This window comes from Prosthecobacter sp. (assembly GCF_044227185.1).
GTDB lineage: Bacteria > Verrucomicrobiota > Verrucomicrobiia > Verrucomicrobiales > Verrucomicrobiaceae > Prosthecobacter.
Map to the genome: position 1 here is coordinate 192,990 of NZ_JBGAFO010000011.1, position 17,033 is coordinate 210,022.

Here is a 17,033-nt window from a genome sequence, read left to right on the forward strand (position 1 = left end):
GTGAGGAGAGCGATCATTCAATTCGACCTGCGGCAGGATGGGCACCACGCTCCCTTTTTCGTCTGGGGGCGGGGTCATTCAGCCACTTCAGGATTTGGGCGAGCAATTCCGCGTCTCTCATATGGGTGTATTCCGATCTCCGAATGTAGCCAGGCAAGGACAAGCCCCAGTAGTTGCAGTAGAGAGAGCAGACGATGGTCAGATATTCGCCAGGCAGAAGTTTGCCTGACGTCATGGAGGCCGGCAGAATTTTGTCAGCCAGAGAGAAGCATTTTTGAATTTCGGCGGCATCGCTGACCCGGTCCGAGTAACCGCCTCCCCAGGAAAGGTGCAGGAACAGGCGCAAGGGCCCGAAAACCAGATAATAGCTTAGTGCGTAGGAATTGATGCCCCACCCATCATGGGCTAGCACGACATAAGGTGCGGACGAGTGATAGCTTTCGTCGATGTAAGTGACGACATTGTACGGGGGGATTTTCAGCGGCTGCGTAGAAAATTGCCACTCTCTCCGCTCTTCAAGCTGGCAGGCAAGTTTCTCGGGAATCTTCGGAAAAGCGAGACCTGCTCGAAGGAAGGTGGCGCGGGCCTTTTCAAGGCCAGTCATGGGTGCCGCTTCCTGGGTCTGACCGGCTGGCTCAGCTTTGTTGGCGTGAGGATCCAGCGGCTGGAACTCTGCGGAAGATGCAGACGGCTCACTCATGGGGTTAAGATGGATGAAAGTAGGGGCGCGGCAAGGGGGGCTTGGAGGAATCGGTGAGGGTGGGATGGTGTTGACAAGAGAGGGAAGTGGGGGTCGGGAGACCCCCGGTCCTTGAGGGCGGGGGGCGTTGGTCCTTGAAACATCGGTGTGGGGTGGATCGTAAGCCCCTGAGATGATTTCTCCGCAGGACAGCCAGCTTCGTGACCAAACCCGCCGCCATTTCTTCAGCCAGTGTGGCATGGGGATTGGCTCTGTGGCGCTGGCGTCGCTGATGGCGGAGCGGGGACTGCAGGCGGCGAGCGCGGCGGCGGCTGCTCCCGGGCCGGGGGTGATGAAGAAGGGGGATGTGACGCCGCGGGCGAAAAATGTGATCTACCTCTTCATGGCGGGCGGCCCCTCACAGCTGGAGCTGTTTGATTACAAGCCCAAGCTGGTGGAGCTGAACGGCCAGCCGATCCCGCAGAGCTATGTGGAGGGGAAGCGCTTTGCCTTCATGGGCACGAGCAACGGCTTCAAGCTGCTGGGCACACGCCGCAGCTTTCAGCAGCACGGGCAGAGCGGCGCCTGGGTGAGCGACATGCTTCCCCACCTGAAGGGCGTGGTGGATGAGATGAGCATCGTGACGACGTGCAAGACGGAGCTTTTCAACCATGCGCCGGCGAAGCTTTTCATGAACACGGGCAGCGGCCAGTTTGGCCGGCCTTCGATGGGCTCGTGGGTGACATATGGGATCGGCAGCGAGTCGAGCGATCTGCCGGGCTTTGTGGTGCTCCAGAGCGGGCCGCGTGGGCCGCGCGGGGGTTCCGTCCTGTGGGGCAGCGGCTTTCTGCCGACCACGTACCAGGGCGTGCCGCTGCGGGGAACGGGGGAGCCGATTCTGAACCTTTCCACGCCGGCGAGCTACAGCGCGGCGAGCCAGCGGCGGGTGATCGACACGGCGCGGGAGCTGAATCTCTCGCGCTTGGTGGAGACGGGGGACGATGAGATTCAGACGCGCATCAATGCGTATGAGATGGCGTGGCGCATGCAGAGCAGCGCGCCGGAGCTGATCGACCTGAAAGGGGAGAGCAAGGCGACGCTGGACCTGTATGGGGTGGACCCGACGCAGCCGTCGTTTGCGCGGAACTGCCTGCTGGCGCGGCGGCTGGTGGAGCGGGGCACGCGCTTTGTGCAGCTGTACCACACGAGCTGGGACAACCACGGCGGCAAGGGCGAGACGCTGGAGGATGATTTTCCGAAGGTGGTGAAGGATGTGGACCAGGCCTGCGCGGCGCTGATCCGCGACCTGAAAGCGCGCGGGCTGCTGGAGGAGACGCTGGTGATCTGGGGCGGTGAATTCGGCCGCACGCCGATGGGTGAAAACCGCGACAAGACGGGGCGGAATCACCACATCGATGCGTTTACGATGTGGTTCGCCGGCGGCGGTGTGAAGGCGGGGCAGACGCTGGGGAAGACGGACGAACTGGGCTTTGGCGTGGCGGAGGACCCCGCGCATGTGCATGACCTGCATGCGACGATTTTACACCTGCTGGGGCTGGAGCATGAGAAGCTGACGTTTAAGTTTCAGGGGAGAGATTTCCGCCTGACGGATGTGCATGGGAAGGTGATGGAGAAGCTGCTGGCGTAGCCAAAATGGAATGCCTACGGAATACACAGAATACACGGAAGTGGGACCGGACTCTGGTTTTCCGTGCCTTCTGTGTGTTCCGTAGGCACTCCTCAATCTGTGGATCAAGCGAGCCTTCCCCTGGCCTGGCTACTCCACCAGATACAAAATGCGGCCGCAGCTTTCGCACTGGGTGATGTGCTCGGACTGCTTGAGGGACTGGATGACGCCCATGACGACCTTCATGTGGCAGCCGCCGCACATGGCGTTTTCCATGGGGACGATGGCGGCGTCTCCCTTTTTGTTGAAGATGCGGGTGTAGAGATCGAGCGTGTCGGGATCGATGGGGGCGGCCATGGTGGCGCGCTCGGCATTGAGGTCTTCAAGGCGTTTTTTCACGCCGGCGGCGCGCTCGTCCAGGGCCTTGAGCTCTTCGTTCACGCGGGTCTGGGTGCCGGCGAGTTTGGCCTGGGCTTCCTTGAGTTTGAGCTTGGCGGCTTCGAGGGCCTCCATCTGCTCCAGCTCGCCGTCTTCCAGCTTGGTGACGTCGGCCTGGTAGCGTTTGATCTCGTGGCCGAGGGCGGCGAATTCGTCGTTCTTGCGGGTCTCGAACTGCTGGTCCTGCATGCGCTTGATGCTGTTCTGGCGCGTCTGCACATCGAGCTGGATGTTTTTGATCTTCACCTCGACCTCTTTCATGCCCAGATTGGCGGCCTCCACGGCGGCCTGGTCTCCGGCGAGCTGCATCTTGGCGCGGGCCTGTTGGTTGGGGATGTCCTTGAGGTCTTTCTGCAGGGCGCGGATGCGCTGGTCACGTTCCTGAAGCTGAATGAGTTTCGTGAGGTCTTGAAGCATGTGTTTTGGGGATGTAAGCCGAAACGGGGAAGGAGCACAAGTGCTCTGTTTCTGGGTTCTCGGTTCTCTGTTTTGGCGCTGAAGGAGTCGGAGAGGACAACCGTGAACAGAGAACAGAGAACAGAGAACAGAGAACAGAGAACAGAAAACTTCTTCAACCTTGACCACCCCGCCACCCGGCGAAAGGGTACAGGCTTACCATCACCCACCCCTCTTTCCTTTTGATGAAACCGACCCTTCTCATTCTCGCTGCCGGCATGGGCAGCCGTTATGGCGGCCTGAAACAGCTCGATGCCATGGGCCCCTCCGGCGAGGTGGTGCTGGACTACTCGGTGTTTGACGCGATCCGCGCGGGCTTTGGCAAGGTGGTGTTTGTGATCCGGCGGGATTTTGAAGAGCTGTTTCGCACGCAGATCGGCAGCAAGTATGCAGGCCGCATTGAGGTGGAGTATGCGTTCCAGGACATCAACGACCTGCCTGCGGGCTTCACCGTGCCGGAGGGCCGCACGAAGCCGTGGGGCACGGCGCATGCGCTGCTCGCCGCCGAGAAGGTGGTGAATGAGCCGTTTCTCATGATCAATGCGGACGACTTCTACGGGCAGGATGCGTACAAGAAGATCGCCGCAGACCTGACGCAGCCGAGGCCGCAGGATGGGAAGAGCCACTGGTCGATGGTGGGCTTCTATTTGAAGAACACGCTGTCCGACCACGGCAGTGTGTCACGCGGGGTGTGCACGCGCGATGAGAAGGGCATGCTCAAAACCGTGCTGGAGATGACGAAGATCTTCAAGCACGGCAGCGGCGCGGAGAACCGCGAAGTCGAAGGCGCACCTGTGCCGCTGACGGGGGATGAAGTGGTGTCGATGAACTTCTTCGGCTTCACGCCGGACATTTTTGCGCACCTGAAGAAAGCCTTTGCGGAGTTTCTGGCTGAGCGCGGCACGGAGCTGAAGTCTGAGTGCTATGTGCCTGCGCAGGTGGATGCTCTCATCGCCGCTGGCAAAGCAGACGTGCGCGTGCTGGAGACGACGGGGAAGTGGTTTGGCGTGACGTACCCCGAGGACAAGGCGGAAGTGGTGGCGAGCATCCGCGCGCTGGTGGATGCCGGGGAGTATCCGCAGTCGCTGTGGGGGTGAGGGAGGCTGGGCGGAGTTGACGGTGGTTGACCGTTGTTGACGGTGGTTTGGCTGGGGTGGGAAACGCGACGCTTTTGCGTGAAGTGGTCCGCACTCTCCGAGTGCGGTGGGGGTCGGCTGCGAAGCCGCGAAGCGAACCCCCCAATCCTTGGATGGGGTCGGGAGACCCCTAATCCTTGGACGGGCGCTGGATGAAGGGAGGCTGCGCCTTGAGCCTTGTGGCAAAGGCTGCGGCATCGATGTAGCGGTAAGGGGCGTGATGATCTTTGAAGCCGGGGCCGCAGAGTTGGACGCAGCGCAGGGTGCCGGCGGTGGGCGCGGCTGGCGTTTGAAAAATCTCCTGTTGTTTCACACCCGGTACGGCGTCGATCGCCATCTTTTCGTGGAATTCGCCCAGACTGTGAATCACATCCGATGAATTGAGGATCAGCTCGACACGAGCGCCGCAGGGCAGCACGAGTTCGGGTGAAACGATGTCATCTTGGGATCGCGGATCCTGCACGTTCAGGCCGATGGGGTTTTCCGCGGTCACCAAGGAAAGGTCGGTCTTTCCAAATTCGCCGTCGGCTCCAGCATAGTGAAAATGCCAGGAGTATTTCTTCGCGAAACAGCCGATGTGGAGGTCTGCGTGGGACTCCATGACTTCGCTCATGAGTGTTCGGGTCCAGGATACGATGGCGAAGAAATAGCCTGCGCCGAAACCAAGCACCATGCTGACAGTGGCCGTAAGCAAAATCACTCGTTTCATGTCCGGGTGTTTGGGAGTTATGAAGGGGAGGGGAGCAGGCGCTCCATGCTTCTCATCGTCGCGCCTTCATGGATGCTTAGCGCATCGTGGCCTGCCTGGGCCATCTGCTCTGCTTTTGTACGATCCTGAAGCAGCGTGCGGCAGGCGGATTCCAACTCTGCAAAATCCGCCACCTGTTGCGCTCCTCCGTGTTTGAGCAGCAAGCTCACGAGCGGGGTGAAGTTTTCCATGTGGGGGCCGAAGAGGACGGGTTTTTGCGCGAGGGCGGCTTCGGCGGGGTTCTGGCCGCCTTCGGCCAGGAAGCTTTTGCCGACGACGACGAGGGTGGCGAGGTGCTGCCAGGCGGCGAGTTCACCGGTGGTGTCGATGAGGAAGACGGGGGCGCTTGAATCGACACGTGAGTTCGATTCGCTGCGGAGGGCGGGGGAGATGCCGAGGCTATGGAGTGCGGCTTTGATTTCTGCGCGGCGCTCGACGTGGCGTGGGACGATGAGCAGGGCGAGATCGCGCACGGTTTCGCGCAGGCGGAGGAAGACGCGGGCGAGCTCGATCTCTTCGCCTGCATGCGTGCTGGCGGCGAGGAGGGTGGGCTGCGGGGGGGCGATGCCGGTTTGCGTGAGGACGCTGCGGAGTTCGTCGATTTTCGCAGCGGGGACGGTGGCGCCTTCGGGATCGTATTTGATGCTGCCGGTGAAGTGGATGCGGTCGGGCTCCACGCCGAAGCCCTGCCAGCGGGTGACGTCGTCCGGCTCCTGCACGAGCACCTGCTTCAGCATGCCGAAGATGGGGCCGATGAGGGTGCGGAACTTCTGGTAGCGGCGCGCGCTGCGCGGGGAGAGGCGCGCATTGACGAGGGAAACGGGAATGCCGAGGCGTGTGGCGGCGGCGGTGAGGTTGGGCCACACCTCGGCCTCCACCAACACGAGCTGCGTGGGCTGGATGCGCTCGAGCATGAGGCGGCCCACGCCGGGGAGATCCACGGGGCTGTAGATGGCCACGACGCGGCCCGGATGCTGCGCGGCAAGCTCGGCTGCGAGGGCGTGGCCGGTGGGGGTGGTGGTGCTGAGGACGATGCCGAGATCGGCGTGGGTTTTGAGCAGGCGGGCGATGAGCTTTTTCGCCACGCCCACCTCGCCGACGCTGACGGCGTGCACCCAGAGGCGTTCGCGCTGCGGCAGGGCATTGATCTTCGACTGCAGCTCGCACGGGAAGAAGCCGATGCGCTGGGCGAGATCCTGCCAGCGGCCGTTGCGGCGGCGCATCTTGATGATGGCGCCGGGCAGCATGAAGACGAGCCCGAGCGGGAGCAGCAAGTTGTAGAGGGTGAGGCTAAGCGCTTTCGATACCATGCGGAGTTTTGCGCAGCCAGACGATGCGGGTGGAGCCGTAGTGGCGGTCCGTCAGCACCTCCCAGCCGGGCCAGCTTTTCGTTTCGCGGTTGAAGTGATGACTTTCGAGAATGACGTGGCTCTCCGCATGAAGCAGCGCGGGCAGGGACTCATCGGCCAGAAGCTGGGCGATGAAGTCAGTGTCGCCGTCGCAGTGGGTGTAGGGCGGATCGGCGAAGATGATGTCGAACTGCTTCCCATCCTTTTGCAGCAGAGGCAGCAGGCGGAAGACATCGCTGTGGCGCACGGTGGCGCCGGTGAGGCGGGTCTTGGCGATGTTCTTGCGGATGACTTCGCAGGCGCCTTTGTTTTCCTCCACCAGGGTGGCGGAGGCTGCGCCGCGGCTCAGGCACTCGAGGCCGAGCGCGCCGGTGCCGGCAAAGAGATCGAGCACATGTGCGCCGGGAACGAGCTCTCCCAGCATGGAGAACACAGCCTGCCGCACCCGGTCCTGCGTGGGACGGGTGACGGTTTTAGGGACGTCCAGAGAAAGGCCGCCCGCGGTGCCGGAGATGATGCGCACGGGGGTTCTTTAGCGAGGCAAGGTACCGGGGGCAAGGGGCAAGGTGCGAGGGCTCAAATGACGAAACCCGAATGAGGAATGACGAAGGTCAGAGAAAGCGCCGTTTTTTAACGGCTTTGGCGTTGCCACATCAGTGGTTCCTATCTGATGAGGCGGTACTTTTGCCGGCTGCTGTTGGGCTTGTCTGGCAGCGTGCGTTCGATGAGGCGGGCGTCGAGGGCGGGCTGGAGGTAGTTTTTGCGGAAGGTGGGCCGGTGGGAAAGGCCCAGCTTTTTCATGCAGTCCTGGGCGCTGAGCGGCTGCCGGGCGAGGCATTTGAGGAGGGCTTTGACTTGGTCGGTGACTTGGTCGGTGGTGGTGACCTCGTGCAGGCTTTGCAGCAGGGTGGAGAGCAGGAATTCAATGAACGGGGTGGACTGGCCCGCCTTGTCTGCTGCGGCGAGTGCGCTGTAATAACCGTCCTGCTGCTCGCGGATGACGCTTTCCACCGGAAGGAAGGCGAGTGCGGGCTTCCAGAGGCTGAGGATGAGCGTCTGCCACAGCCGCCCGATGCGGCCGTTGCCGTCCGCAAAAGGATGGATGAACTCCAGCTCGTAGTGCACGACGCAGCTCGTGATGAGCGGATGATGGGGCTTTTGCTTCAACCACGAGAACAGATCTTTTACCAACCCGGGGACGCGTGGGGCGGGCGGTGCCAGATGAACAAGCTTCGCCCCCTGCATGATGCCCACGCCTCCGGAGCGGAAGCGCCCGGGACGATCCACAAGGCCCTGCATGAGAACCCCTTGCGCCGCGAGGAAGTGCCTGGTGGATGAGGGATTCCACTCTTCAAGCCTCTCGTAGGTGGCGAAGGCGTTGCGCACTTCCAAGATGTCTTTTGCAGGACCCAGCACTCTTTTTCCCTCCACCACAGCAGTGACCTGGTCGAGCGAGAGGGAGTTGTTTTCGATGGCCAGGGAGGAATGAATGGTGCGCAGGCGGCGGCTCCTGCGCAGCCTGGGTGTCATCGCATCCGGGTTCTGCGCCTCCCAGCGTCCCAGGGCCTCGCTGATCTGCGCGACGAGATCGAGCACCCTGGGCGTGATGGTGAAGGGCGGTGCGTAGGCTGCGGACATCTTTGGAAGCGCGATAGTAGCGCGGCCTGCGCGGGAAGTTCAACTTTTGGAGGAGGCGATTTTCGGGAGGCGGTCGGGGCTGTCGCGGTAGATCCGCACGGCGGAGGAGCTGACAAACACATCGTAGTCGAAGTTGACTGAGCGGAAGTGGAACTGCCAGCCTGAGGGCGGTGCCGGTGATGGTGCACACCCGCTCTTTTTGGTGGGGTGGGGATGCAAGGGTATGCTCCCAACTCACGCCAGCACCAGCCCATGGGGCACCATGGAAATAAAGTCACTGCTGTTGCTGGTGGCCAGAGAGGCTTGGAGGCGGATGGCCACGGCGGCAATGCAGCAATCGGGATAAGTCTTGGAGCGCCTGCCAGTGAGATTGAAAAGTTTGGCCGCTTTTTCAGCATCTGACCGTTCGAGCGGTTCGGCCACGGGCAGCAGTTTGCGGGCAAAGGCTTCGGCCGTTGAGGAGAGAGGTCCGCAGAGGAACTCACCCCAAGCCACAGCGCTGATTTCCACTGTCTCACCTGCTTTGAGCCAGGCTACGATCTGGGCTTCCTGGGCGCTGCCTGGAACAAGCGCATCAATGAGAAAGCTGGTGTCGAGGTGAATCACAGCACAGGCTTGAGCGAGTGATTACCGTCGAGCATCCGCGACTGCCTTTTTCCATGCCACGGCTCCATCCTCAGTCAATGCGACCTCGGCCTGCAATTGGCGGAATGTTTTCAGCGCTTCGGAAGTTGATGCCTCGTTCGCAGTCTTCGGAGAATCCTTCAGACGACCTTGCAGCCAGGTCAGCAACGTCCACTGATCTTGCATCGGCAGTCCAGCAACAGCGGATTCGATTTGAACGAGCGTGCTCATCGGAGGCAGTATTATCAAAGGCGGTCGGATGTCAATGGCGCGACCCGAAGTGATGTTACTGCACCGAGGAGTCAGGCGCGGGTTTCTTGCCGGAAGGGGGAGTGAGGAAGGCAGGAAGGGGGAGAGCGGTTTTGCTCGCCTTTCGTGTGAAAGGGGGCGGGCCTTTGGGGACTCTGAGGAGGGTGCGAGTGTGCGTGAGCACTGATCGACAGACAAGAGTGTCTGTCGTACTTCTACTCACTTCCCGTTCTTGAAGACGTACAGCACGCCGTCATCCGCGCCGAAGATCACGTAGTCTCCGGCCACGGCGGGTGAGGTCTTCACGGCGGCGCCGATTTCGTTGTGCCAGACTTCTTTGCCGGTCTTGAGGTCGAGGGCGTAGATGTAGCCGTCGTCCGCACCGAAGATGGCGACTTTCCCGCCGCAGATCACGGCGCTGCTGTCGATGCGATCCCGCGCACGGAACTCCCAGAGCTGGGCGCCTGTGGCGCGGTCGATGGCGTGGAAGCGCTTGTCCCGGCCGCCGACGTAAACGCCTTTTTCCCAGATGGCGGGGGCGGCGTAGTATTCGAAGTCGCGCTCGCCGTATTCCCAGAGCTTGGCGCCGTCGGAGATCTTGTAGGCACCGACGCGGTTGCCGTAGTGGCTGACGTAGATGATGCCGTCGGCGATGGCGACGTTGTTGCCGATGTAGGCGCCGACTTCGATCTGGCGCTCCTCCTTGCCGGTCTTCACATCGTGCACGTGGAGGACGCTGTCGCAGCCGCCGAAGACGACCTTGCCCTCTCCCACGGCAGAGGCACCGTTGATGTAGTAGCCGGTTTCGGCGGCCCATTCCTTGGCGCCGGTTTTGGCGTCGAGGCAGTAGATGGAGTAGTCGTAGGAGCCGATGATGATCTTCTGCGCCTTGGTGTCGGGATCGGTCCACACGTTGGCACCGGCGTGGATCTCGGCCTGGGTTTCGAACTTCCACGCTTCCTTGCCGGTGGTGGCGTTCCAGGCATAGACGAAACCGTCCTGGCAGCCGACGACGACGAAGTCCCCCGCGAAGGCGGCGGCACCGTCGAAGGCACCCTTGGCCTCGGCGTGCCAGATTTCCTTGCCGGTGGCGAGATCGAGACAGAAGAACTTGCCGTCTTTACAGCCAGTATAGACTTTGCCGGAACGTACAACGGCGCTGGAGACGAGCATCTCGGCCTGGCCCTTGGGCTTGTCCATGAGCTTGAACTGCCACGCGAGTTCCAGGGGAAATTTCAGCTCCACGGGGGAGGTGCCGGTCATGGCGGCGTTGCCACGGGAATCAGGCCAGTCGGCATTCTGGGCCTGAAGGGCGGCGGACAGGAGGAGGCTGAGGAAAAGCAAGGCGCGCATGAGATTGGACTGTGAAACTGGCATGTTGTGCGCTTTGTTGCAACGCAAGCCGATGTCTGACCACGATCTCCAACAGCCGCCGCCGATCCCGCCCGACCTGCGGTGTGAGTATGAGGAGCGTCCGTTTCAAAACTGCACGCGCTGCGGTGAGTCCCTGCCAGACTTTCAGGGCGGGTTCCAGATCTCCAAGGCCTACAAGCGCGGCGAGTGCGTGATGGAGTATGCGCTGTGCGACCACTGCCGCTCGCAGATGATGGAGGAGTTTTCCCAGGAGTCGAAGAAGCGGCTCTCGCAGTTTCAGGACGAGCAGGTGACGCTGGACCGCGGGCTGGAATCCTGCGCGGTGTGCGACACACGGCGCGACGCGCCGGGCATGGATGATTTTGTGATCACGGGCGTGTGCGAGGGCATCTCCCTGCTGCACAGCGTGATGATCTGCGGCAAATGCGGCGACACGGTGCAGGGTTTTATTTCCACCAAGACGCGGGACACCTGGCGGCGCTTCGTGGATGACAATTTCCCCGGCCCGCCGCCGATGGACTCGCTGCCGGAACCGGTGGAAATTTTTCGCGGGCCGGTGCCGGTGATTTCGAAGATGTGAAGGCTGCTGCCGCAGCAATGACGAAACCAGAATGAGGAATGATGAATGAAGACTTTTATCAATGCCCGCAGTTATGGCCTTCGGGGTCGGTGTCTTCGACGTTCGCAGTGGTCTTGAGTTCTTCCAGGAAGGCGTTGAATTTCTTGTCGCGGTATTCTTCGAGGAAGCGGTTTTTCACGTCGGCCTTCACTTCGTCAAAGGGGCGGGCCACGGAGGGGCGGCGGCCGGTGACGGTGCAGACGTGGAAGCCGAGCTGCGTGGTGAAGACGGGGCTGATCTCCCCCTCGCCCATGGAGAAGGCGATGGTCTCAAACTCCTCCATGAATTCGCCGCGTTTGAACCAGCCGAGGTCGATCTGCTGCTGCTCGGCGTTGCGGTGCTCTTCGGCCAGCTTGGCGAAGTCCGCGCCGGCCAGGAGCTGGGAGCGGATGTCGCGCATGGACTGGTAAACCTCCTGGCGGCTGGTGGCGCCCTGGAGGCTCTTGGTGATGTGGGAGGCCTTGATCTCCTCATCGGTCATGTAGTGCTTCAGATTGGCCTCGTAGCAGGCGCGCAGGTCGGCCTCGGTGGGCTCGGGCTCGGGGGCGTAGATTTCCTGCAGGGTTTTGTCCAGCCGGACACCGCCGGAGACGTTTTCGCGCACGACGGCCTCGTCTTTGACGGGCATGCCGATGTTCACATAGAACTGGGTTTCGCCGCCGGCCTCGGAGATGAGCTTGTTCAGACGGGCGGTGACGTCCTCCTCGGAGACTTCGGGGTGGCGGCGGCGGCTTTCCTGATTCAGCAGGGCGCGGGAGATAAGGTTGTCCTTGGCGATGCCGCGGAATTCGGGATCACGCTCGCAGCAGGCCACCTGGAGGGTGCGCTCAAAGTGACCTTTGATGTGGCGGAATTCCGCCTCGATGATTTCGTCGTCGATGTGTTCGCCGTTGATGATAAGTGCCATATTTTAGGGGGAAGATGGAGCGCGGGGCGGTGGGCGCAAGGTTTGACAACAAACTCGGGGTGGCCTAGATGCTTTTGGCCGCCCGCTTTCGTCCGGCATGAAACCTGCGAACCTGGGAGGCCCTACTTTACGATCCACGATGATGAGATTGATCCAGCTTTTGATGACAGGCGTGGCCGCCGGGCTGCTGGCGAGCTGCGCGGAGCCGGGGGTGACACGCGCCATCCCGGTGGCGCCAAACTCGCAGCACATGTATGCGGAGCAGGGAGACAGTGCGCAGATCATTCCGGTGATGCTGCCGGAACGGCCCATGCTGGTGGCCAGCAGCGGCCCGGCCATCCGCGCCGCCTCCTACCTGCTGCTGGACGCACGCACGGGGCAGCACCTGGCGGGGCGGAGCTTTGAGACGGCGCGGGGAGTGGCCAGCACGCAGAAGCTGGTGACGGCCCTGGTGGTGCTGGACGCCGGAAACCTGGACAAAATGGTGCGCGTGCAGGCGTCTGACGTGGCGGTGGAGCCCACGCGGCTGGGCGTGAGGCCCGGGGAAGTGTACTCCCGCCGGGAGCTGCTGTACGCTTTTTTGGTGAAGAGCGCGAACGACGTGGCCAATGTGCTGGCGCGTGACAATGCGGGCAGCATCGAGGCCTTCGCCTACAAGATGAACGCCAAGGCGCGCTCCCTGGGCTGTGTGAACTCCCACTTCAAAAACCCCCACGGGCTGACGGTCAGCGGCCAGTACTCCACGGCGCGGGACATGGCGCGCGTGGCCATGGCGGCATACCGCAGCGACACCATCCGCGACATCGTGCGGCGGAAGTACTTCACCTTCCACCGTGCGGACGGCCGCACCGTCACGCTGACAAACACGAACGAGCTGCTGGGCAAGATGCCCGAGTGCAACGGCATGAAGACGGGCTACACCGTGGCCAGCCAGCGCTGCCTGATCTCCAGCGCGGTGAGCGGCGGGCGGGAGGTGATCCTGGTGCAGCTCGGCACCAAGACGAAGTACATCTGGGATGATGCGCGACTGATGATGAGCTGGGGCCTGCAGCGGCTGCGCAGCTCCGGCGGAGTGGCGATGAGCGGGTGGCTGGGAAATTGAACAACCATCATTTGCGGCGGATCGTTCCCCAAGACAGAGTGTTTCACCCCCATCCAACGTCCAGCCCCGAATGCCGGCCACCACCCTTGTCTGCCCTCACTGCGAAAAAACTGTCGAAATCCAGGTTTCATCAGTGACGCGCTCGCGTCCCTGTCCTGAATGCGGGCAGATGGTGATGCTGCAGATGGCGGAGAAGACCACCAAGACGAAGCGCCGGGCGCTTCTGATGTCGCAGAACGAGCCGCCAGCGAACGCGGCCTCCTCCCCCCCGGGCCCGGCGGCCTTCCCGGAGCCGCAGCCTCTGCCGGGAGACGCCTTTGAGCGCATGCGCATGGATCCTGAGATCCAGGAGTTCCGGCGGCGCCTCTTGATCGGAGCGGGAACGGTGGGCGTGATCGTGCTGGCGCTGGTGGTCTGGAGCCTGTGGCCTGCCTCAGAGCCGCCGGCCAAAGCGCCGGGCGTGAGTGCGGCCCCGGGACAGGCTGCGCCAGCTCCCAAAGGCGAGAAGCCGGTGCTGCCGCCGAAGGCCTCCATGGTGCCGCCGGAGGAGCCGCTGCCGCAGGTGAACTCTGGAAATCTGGTGTTTCGCCCGCCGGGCAGCGGCGGCCTGAAAACGGCAACCCCGCTGCCTGCCACACCCACAGGAGATCTGGCGAAGCTGGCTGCTGCGGAGGAGGTCCTGGCCAAGTTTCTGCAGACGCCAGACTGGAAAAAACGCGTGCTGCTGGTGCGTGACCGCCTGCGCGTGGCTCCGCTGATGAGCATCTACTACTCCAAAAATGCGGACGGCCCCATCGTCTATGATTCGCTGGTGGAAGCCACGGAAATCTCTCCGAAGTTCACCCAGCATGTGGTGGTGTTTGAGGGCGGCGGCAGGCGCACGGCCACGGTGGAGCACACACCGGCGGGACCGCTGGTGGACTGGGAGTCATTCGTGGGCGCGGGTGAGATGGCGTGGTCGGATTTCCTCGAACTGAAGCAGGCGGCCCCGACTTTGTTCCGCGTGTTCGTTTCCCCTGCGGGGCATTTTGAGAACGCGTTTGGAGATCCCGCCGTGCTCCAGTGCTACAGCCTGCGCAACATTTCCGAACCCGGTGCCAAGGTGGTGTATGGCTATGCCGAGAAGGGCAGCTCGCTGGCGAAGGCGCTGGACTACCAGCTCCAGCTCAGCGAAGACGCCACGGTGCCCATGATCCTGCGGCTTAAATTCCCGCCGGACGCGCCGGTGGACTTTCAGGTCTGGATCCACCAGTTTGTGCAGGCGGGCTGGGTGACCCCCTAAAAGGCGCAAAACAGGATTTGCGCCTATTTTAGCAAAATCTGCAAGAAGGCCTGGGGGGAGGCGTAATTCCTTCCGATTCCAGCAACAACACCCCTCCCTCCTTATGAAAATGCACTCTCTCTGCCAAGGCAATCACCTTGATCTGCGCTCCGGTGTCAGCCGTCGTGATTTCCTCTACGTCGGCATGCTCGGCGGCCTCGGCCTCACGCTGCCTGAGATGCTCCGCCTGCAGGCCGCGCAGGTCATGCCTGAAGTGGAAACCTTCAAGCCCGTCGCGGATTCGATCATCCACATCTACCTTCCTGGCGGCATGGCACAGCATGAGTCCTGGGATCCGAAGCCCTTTGCCTCGCCGGACTACCGCGGCCCCTTCACGCCGATCAAGACCTCCGTTCCCGGCGAATACGTCGGCGAGAAGTTTGCAAACATCGCCAAGATCATGAACAAGCTCACCGTCATCCGCTCGATGACCCACGGTGAGGCCGCCCATGAGCGTGGCACGCACAACATGTTCACCGGCTATCGTCCGAGCCCGGCCATCAAGTTCCCCAGCTTTGGCTCCGTGATCTCCCACGAGCAGGGCAGCCGCAACAACCTGCCTCCCTACGTGGTGGTGCCAAACATGGTGGCCCCGGAACAGGGCACCGGCTACATGAGCAGCGCCTTCGGCCCCTTTGCCCTGGGCAGCGATCCTGCTGACAAAGGCTTCACCGTCCGCGACCTCCTCACGCCGAAAGACGTGGATGAGAAGCGCTTTGACCGCCGCCGCAACCTGCTGGGCACGGTGGACGAGCACTTCAAGGCCGTGGAAAAGGCCGACTCAATCAGCGCCATGGACAGCTTCTACCAGGCCGCCTACGGCCTGATCAGCAGCAAGAAGGCCCGCGAAGCCTTCGACCTCACCAAGGAGTCCGACAAGCTGCGCGACGAATACGGCCGCAACACCGCCGGTCAGCGCTTCCTGCTGGCCCGCCGCTTGGTGGAATCCGGCGTGCGCATGGTCTCCGTGAACTACGGCGGCTGGGACCACCACTCCAACATCAAGGACGCCTTCACCGGCCAGGCCCCGAACTTCGACCAGGCCTTTGCCCGCCTGATCACCGACCTCGCAGACCGCGGCATGCTGAAGCGCACGCTCGTCATGGTGAGCTCCGAATTCGGCCGCACGCCCAAAGTCAACGGCACCAACGGCCGTGACCACTGGCCTCGCGTTTTCTCCGTCGCCCTCGCCGGCGGTGGTGTCAAAGAAGGCTACATCCACGGCGCCTCCGACGCTCTGGGTGGTGAGCCCGACCGCGACGCCGTGGGTCCGGAAGACCTTGCCAAGACCATGTACCGCCTCCTCGGCATCAACAGCGAGAAGCGCATCATGGCCGACGGCGGCCGCCCCATCGACATCGTCAATGGTGGCCGCATCCTCAACGAAGTCATCGCGTAAAACGACCCCTTCCAGAGCACTTCAGAGAACCCGGGCAGCGATGCCCGGGTTTTTTTGTGGTGCGCCCGGCAGGGCGCACTCACTTGGCGGTTCAAGTCCGCCGCACACCCGGCAAGGGGAAGTGCTAGCTGAAAGGCAAGGGCGTCAGCCGTGAGGCTGAGTCCGAAGGAGCCGACCGTAGGGAGACAGCCAGCCAAAGGCTGCCCGAAGGGGGCGCGAAGCGCAGCAACTCAGAAGCAAAACGCTACACCGATGAACAAGAACCCCATACGAGGCAGCACGATGGAGATAAGGCGGCCAATATCGCTGAAGTCCGATTCTTGCCCGGAGAGTCGTGATGTATATGGGGCGGTGATGAGCGGGGAGGTGAGTGCGTCATACCCGGGGAGGTCTGGGAGCCTGCTCCAGGAAGAGCTACCGTTGCCGGAAGGCGGTGGGAAGGGAACCCAGAAGTCAGCAGAAGGCATAGTAGCAGCCGCTCCACGCTGTGAAGGCCCGAAGAGAGAAGAGAAGACCACCTCTGTCATGTCGATGGAGCCAGGAGTCGCAGCAACGACGGAGCCTGAGATGGCACCAGCAGCCCACCGGAGAGGCGTGCGGAACACGCCGTGCCGTGGGACTGCCGCGACAAAGCCCGCGGTCGTGACTGACCCAGGTGAGTCCACATGGGAAAGACAAGACAGCAAAGACAACGCTCCGTGCGAGCTGATGCCCCGCATCCTCTCGCGCGAGAACATGCTCGCAGCCTGGCAGGCCGTGAGGCGCAATGCCGGAGCCGCCGGAGTGGACAGACTCCAGGTGGAAGCATTGCCCGAATGGCTGAGAGCCAGATGGGAGCAGACCAAGGCCAGCCTGCTGGCCGGGAGGCTACAGCATGACCAGCCACTACAAGCCCGGGCTCAAAGCAGCAGGGCAGAGCGTGGCAAAGCTCAAGGACAAGGTCCGCTCGCTCTGGAGAGCGAGCCGTGGCCGCAACCTTGGGAGCTTCATCCGAGAAGACCTCAACCCCGTGCTGCGGGGCTGGGCCGGATATTACCGGCTGGCGGAAGTCAAAGGTCACTTCGAGGAACTCGACGCCTGGGTGAGGCGCAAGCTGCGATGCAGCCAATGGCGGCAATGGAAGCGAGGGTCCACCCGCAGGAAAGAACTCATCAGGCTGGGGGTGGAACCCGAGCGGGCGAGAATGGGCGCGTTCAACGGACGAGGTCCCTGGTGGAACGCCGGGGCTTCGCACATGAACGAAGCCCTCTCCGCGAAATGGTTCCGCCAGCACAGCCTGGTGTTCCTGCTCGAAACCATCCAACGTTGGCAGCGTCAGGTCAGACCATGAACACAAACTCTTCATCTCAACCGCCGGATGCGGAACC

General features: G+C 62.4%; 18 protein-coding genes. 7 read left to right on the plus strand and 11 right to left on the minus strand.

Going from position 1 to position 17,033, the window contains the following annotated elements:
- Positions 1-13: 13 nt before the first annotated feature.
- Entirely contained in the window at positions 14-700 is a 687-nt protein-coding gene (locus ACILSQ_RS23765) for a hypothetical protein (RefSeq protein WP_395746163.1), read from the minus strand.
- Positions 701-872: 172 nt separating this feature from the next.
- Between ACILSQ_RS23765 and ACILSQ_RS23770 the strand changes: the two genes are divergently transcribed.
- The gene (locus ACILSQ_RS23770; protein WP_395746164.1) at positions 873-2,327 is read left to right on the plus strand and encodes a DUF1501 domain-containing protein; all 1,455 of its coding nucleotides are present in this window, start codon (positions 873-875) and stop codon (positions 2,325-2,327) included.
- A 129-nt stretch (positions 2,328-2,456) separates the two neighbouring features.
- On the opposite strand, the gene ACILSQ_RS23775 is transcribed toward ACILSQ_RS23770, so the two are convergent.
- Positions 2,457-3,161, minus strand: coding sequence for a zinc ribbon domain-containing protein (locus ACILSQ_RS23775; protein WP_395746165.1), 705 nt, complete (start codon positions 3,159-3,161; stop codon positions 2,457-2,459).
- Between the two features lie 224 nt (positions 3,162-3,385).
- Here ACILSQ_RS23775 and ACILSQ_RS23780 point away from each other — a divergent pair, with 224 nt between their 5' ends.
- Positions 3,386-4,297 (plus strand): NDP-sugar synthase, encoded by a 912-nt coding sequence (locus ACILSQ_RS23780; protein WP_395746166.1) that lies wholly within the window; start codon positions 3,386-3,388, stop codon positions 4,295-4,297.
- Between the two features lie 169 nt (positions 4,298-4,466).
- Here ACILSQ_RS23780 and ACILSQ_RS23785 read toward each other — a convergent pair whose 3' ends face one another.
- The 8 genes from ACILSQ_RS23785 to ACILSQ_RS23820 all read right to left on the minus strand — a co-directional run bounded on the left by ACILSQ_RS23785 (position 4,467) and on the right by ACILSQ_RS23820 (position 10,297).
- Positions 4,467-5,045: a hypothetical protein gene (locus ACILSQ_RS23785; protein ID WP_395746167.1), complete on the minus strand. Its 579-nt coding sequence runs from the start codon at positions 5,043-5,045 to the stop codon at positions 4,467-4,469.
- Between the two features lie 17 nt (positions 5,046-5,062).
- Positions 5,063-6,394 carry a 3-deoxy-D-manno-octulosonic acid transferase gene (locus tag ACILSQ_RS23790; protein ID WP_395746168.1) on the minus strand — a complete coding sequence of 444 codons (1,332 nt, stop codon included), beginning with the start codon at positions 6,392-6,394 and terminating at the stop codon, positions 5,063-5,065.
- Positions 6,375-6,956 carry a 16S rRNA (guanine(966)-N(2))-methyltransferase RsmD gene (gene rsmD / locus ACILSQ_RS23795; protein ID WP_395746169.1) on the minus strand — a complete coding sequence of 194 codons (582 nt, stop codon included), beginning with the start codon at positions 6,954-6,956 and terminating at the stop codon, positions 6,375-6,377. The genes ACILSQ_RS23790 and rsmD overlap by 20 nt, the downstream gene beginning before the upstream one ends.
- Positions 6,957-7,096: 140 nt before the next feature.
- Positions 7,097-8,071, minus strand: coding sequence for a Fic family protein (locus tag ACILSQ_RS23800; protein WP_395746170.1), 975 nt, complete (start codon positions 8,069-8,071; stop codon positions 7,097-7,099).
- Between the two features lie 39 nt (positions 8,072-8,110).
- Positions 8,111-8,290 (minus strand): hypothetical protein, encoded by a 180-nt coding sequence (locus ACILSQ_RS23805; RefSeq protein ID WP_395746171.1) that lies wholly within the window; start codon positions 8,288-8,290, stop codon positions 8,111-8,113.
- Between the two features lie 15 nt (positions 8,291-8,305).
- Positions 8,306-8,677 (minus strand): type II toxin-antitoxin system VapC family toxin, encoded by a 372-nt coding sequence (locus ACILSQ_RS23810; RefSeq protein WP_395746172.1) that lies wholly within the window; start codon positions 8,675-8,677, stop codon positions 8,306-8,308.
- A gap of 21 nt (positions 8,678-8,698) precedes the next feature.
- On the minus strand, positions 8,699-8,926 hold the full coding sequence (locus ACILSQ_RS23815) for a hypothetical protein (protein ID WP_395746173.1): 228 nt from the start codon (positions 8,924-8,926) through the stop codon (positions 8,699-8,701).
- Positions 8,927-9,163: 237 nt separating this feature from the next.
- A complete protein-coding gene (locus ACILSQ_RS23820) occupies positions 9,164-10,297 on the minus strand; it encodes a PQQ-binding-like beta-propeller repeat protein (RefSeq protein WP_395746174.1) in 1,134 nt (377 codons plus the stop codon).
- Positions 10,298-10,349: 52 nt separating this feature from the next.
- Between ACILSQ_RS23820 and ACILSQ_RS23825 the strand changes: the two genes are divergently transcribed.
- Positions 10,350-10,898 carry a hypothetical protein gene (locus tag ACILSQ_RS23825; RefSeq protein ID WP_395746175.1) on the plus strand — a complete coding sequence of 183 codons (549 nt, stop codon included), beginning with the start codon at positions 10,350-10,352 and terminating at the stop codon, positions 10,896-10,898.
- 58 nt (positions 10,899-10,956) lie between these two features.
- On the opposite strand, the gene ACILSQ_RS23830 is transcribed toward ACILSQ_RS23825, so the two are convergent.
- Complete coding sequence (locus ACILSQ_RS23830) at positions 10,957-11,844, minus strand: peptidylprolyl isomerase (RefSeq protein ID WP_395746176.1); 888 nt, start codon at positions 11,842-11,844, stop codon at positions 10,957-10,959.
- A gap of 139 nt (positions 11,845-11,983) precedes the next feature.
- Here ACILSQ_RS23830 and ACILSQ_RS23835 point away from each other — a divergent pair, with 139 nt between their 5' ends.
- From ACILSQ_RS23835 to ACILSQ_RS23850, 4 genes are all read left to right on the plus strand, one after another.
- Complete coding sequence (locus ACILSQ_RS23835) at positions 11,984-12,946, plus strand: D-alanyl-D-alanine carboxypeptidase family protein (protein WP_395746177.1); 963 nt, start codon at positions 11,984-11,986, stop codon at positions 12,944-12,946.
- 70 nt (positions 12,947-13,016) lie between these two features.
- Complete coding sequence (locus tag ACILSQ_RS23840) at positions 13,017-14,228, plus strand: hypothetical protein (protein ID WP_395746178.1); 1,212 nt, start codon at positions 13,017-13,019, stop codon at positions 14,226-14,228.
- A gap of 103 nt (positions 14,229-14,331) precedes the next feature.
- Positions 14,332-15,666, plus strand: a complete 1,335-nt coding sequence (locus tag ACILSQ_RS23845) for a DUF1501 domain-containing protein (protein ID WP_395746179.1) — start codon at positions 14,332-14,334, stop codon at positions 15,664-15,666.
- 874 nt (positions 15,667-16,540) lie between these two features.
- On the plus strand, positions 16,541-16,996 hold the full coding sequence (locus ACILSQ_RS23850; RefSeq protein ID WP_395746180.1) for a group II intron maturase-specific domain-containing protein: 456 nt from the start codon (positions 16,541-16,543) through the stop codon (positions 16,994-16,996).
- Positions 16,997-17,033 lie beyond the last annotated feature (37 nt).

Bases quoted from the DNA above. Each gene is read 5' to 3' on its own strand.
- ACILSQ_RS23815 (WP_395746173.1), bottom strand. From the start codon at position 8,926: ATGAGCACGCTCGTTCAAATCGAATCCGCTGTTGCTGGACTGCCGATG.
- ACILSQ_RS23820 (WP_395746174.1), bottom strand. From the start codon at position 10,297: ATGCGCGCCTTGCTTTTCCTCAGCCTCCTCCTGTCCGCCGCCCTTCAG.
- ACILSQ_RS23840 (WP_395746178.1), top strand. From the start codon at position 13,017: ATGCCGGCCACCACCCTTGTCTGCCCTCACTGCGAAAAAACTGTCGAA.
- ACILSQ_RS23845 (WP_395746179.1), top strand. From the start codon at position 14,332: ATGAAAATGCACTCTCTCTGCCAAGGCAATCACCTTGATCTGCGCTCC.
- ACILSQ_RS23835 (WP_395746177.1), top strand. From the start codon at position 11,984: ATGATGAGATTGATCCAGCTTTTGATGACAGGCGTGGCCGCCGGGCTG.
- ACILSQ_RS23825 (WP_395746175.1), top strand. From the start codon at position 10,350: ATGTCTGACCACGATCTCCAACAGCCGCCGCCGATCCCGCCCGACCTG.
- ACILSQ_RS23790 (WP_395746168.1), bottom strand. From the start codon at position 6,394: ATGGTATCGAAAGCGCTTAGCCTCACCCTCTACAACTTGCTGCTCCCG.
- ACILSQ_RS23785 (WP_395746167.1), bottom strand. From the start codon at position 5,045: ATGAAACGAGTGATTTTGCTTACGGCCACTGTCAGCATGGTGCTTGGT.
- ACILSQ_RS23780 (WP_395746166.1), top strand. From the start codon at position 3,386: ATGAAACCGACCCTTCTCATTCTCGCTGCCGGCATGGGCAGCCGTTAT.
- ACILSQ_RS23765 (WP_395746163.1), bottom strand. From the start codon at position 700: ATGAGTGAGCCGTCTGCATCTTCCGCAGAGTTCCAGCCGCTGGATCCT.
- ACILSQ_RS23770 (WP_395746164.1), top strand. From the start codon at position 873: ATGATTTCTCCGCAGGACAGCCAGCTTCGTGACCAAACCCGCCGCCAT.
- ACILSQ_RS23775 (WP_395746165.1), bottom strand. From the start codon at position 3,161: ATGCTTCAAGACCTCACGAAACTCATTCAGCTTCAGGAACGTGACCAG.
- ACILSQ_RS23800 (WP_395746170.1), bottom strand. From the start codon at position 8,071: ATGTCCGCAGCCTACGCACCGCCCTTCACCATCACGCCCAGGGTGCTC.
- ACILSQ_RS23850 (WP_395746180.1), top strand. From the start codon at position 16,541: ATGACCAGCCACTACAAGCCCGGGCTCAAAGCAGCAGGGCAGAGCGTG.
- ACILSQ_RS23830 (WP_395746176.1), bottom strand. From the start codon at position 11,844: ATGGCACTTATCATCAACGGCGAACACATCGACGACGAAATCATCGAG.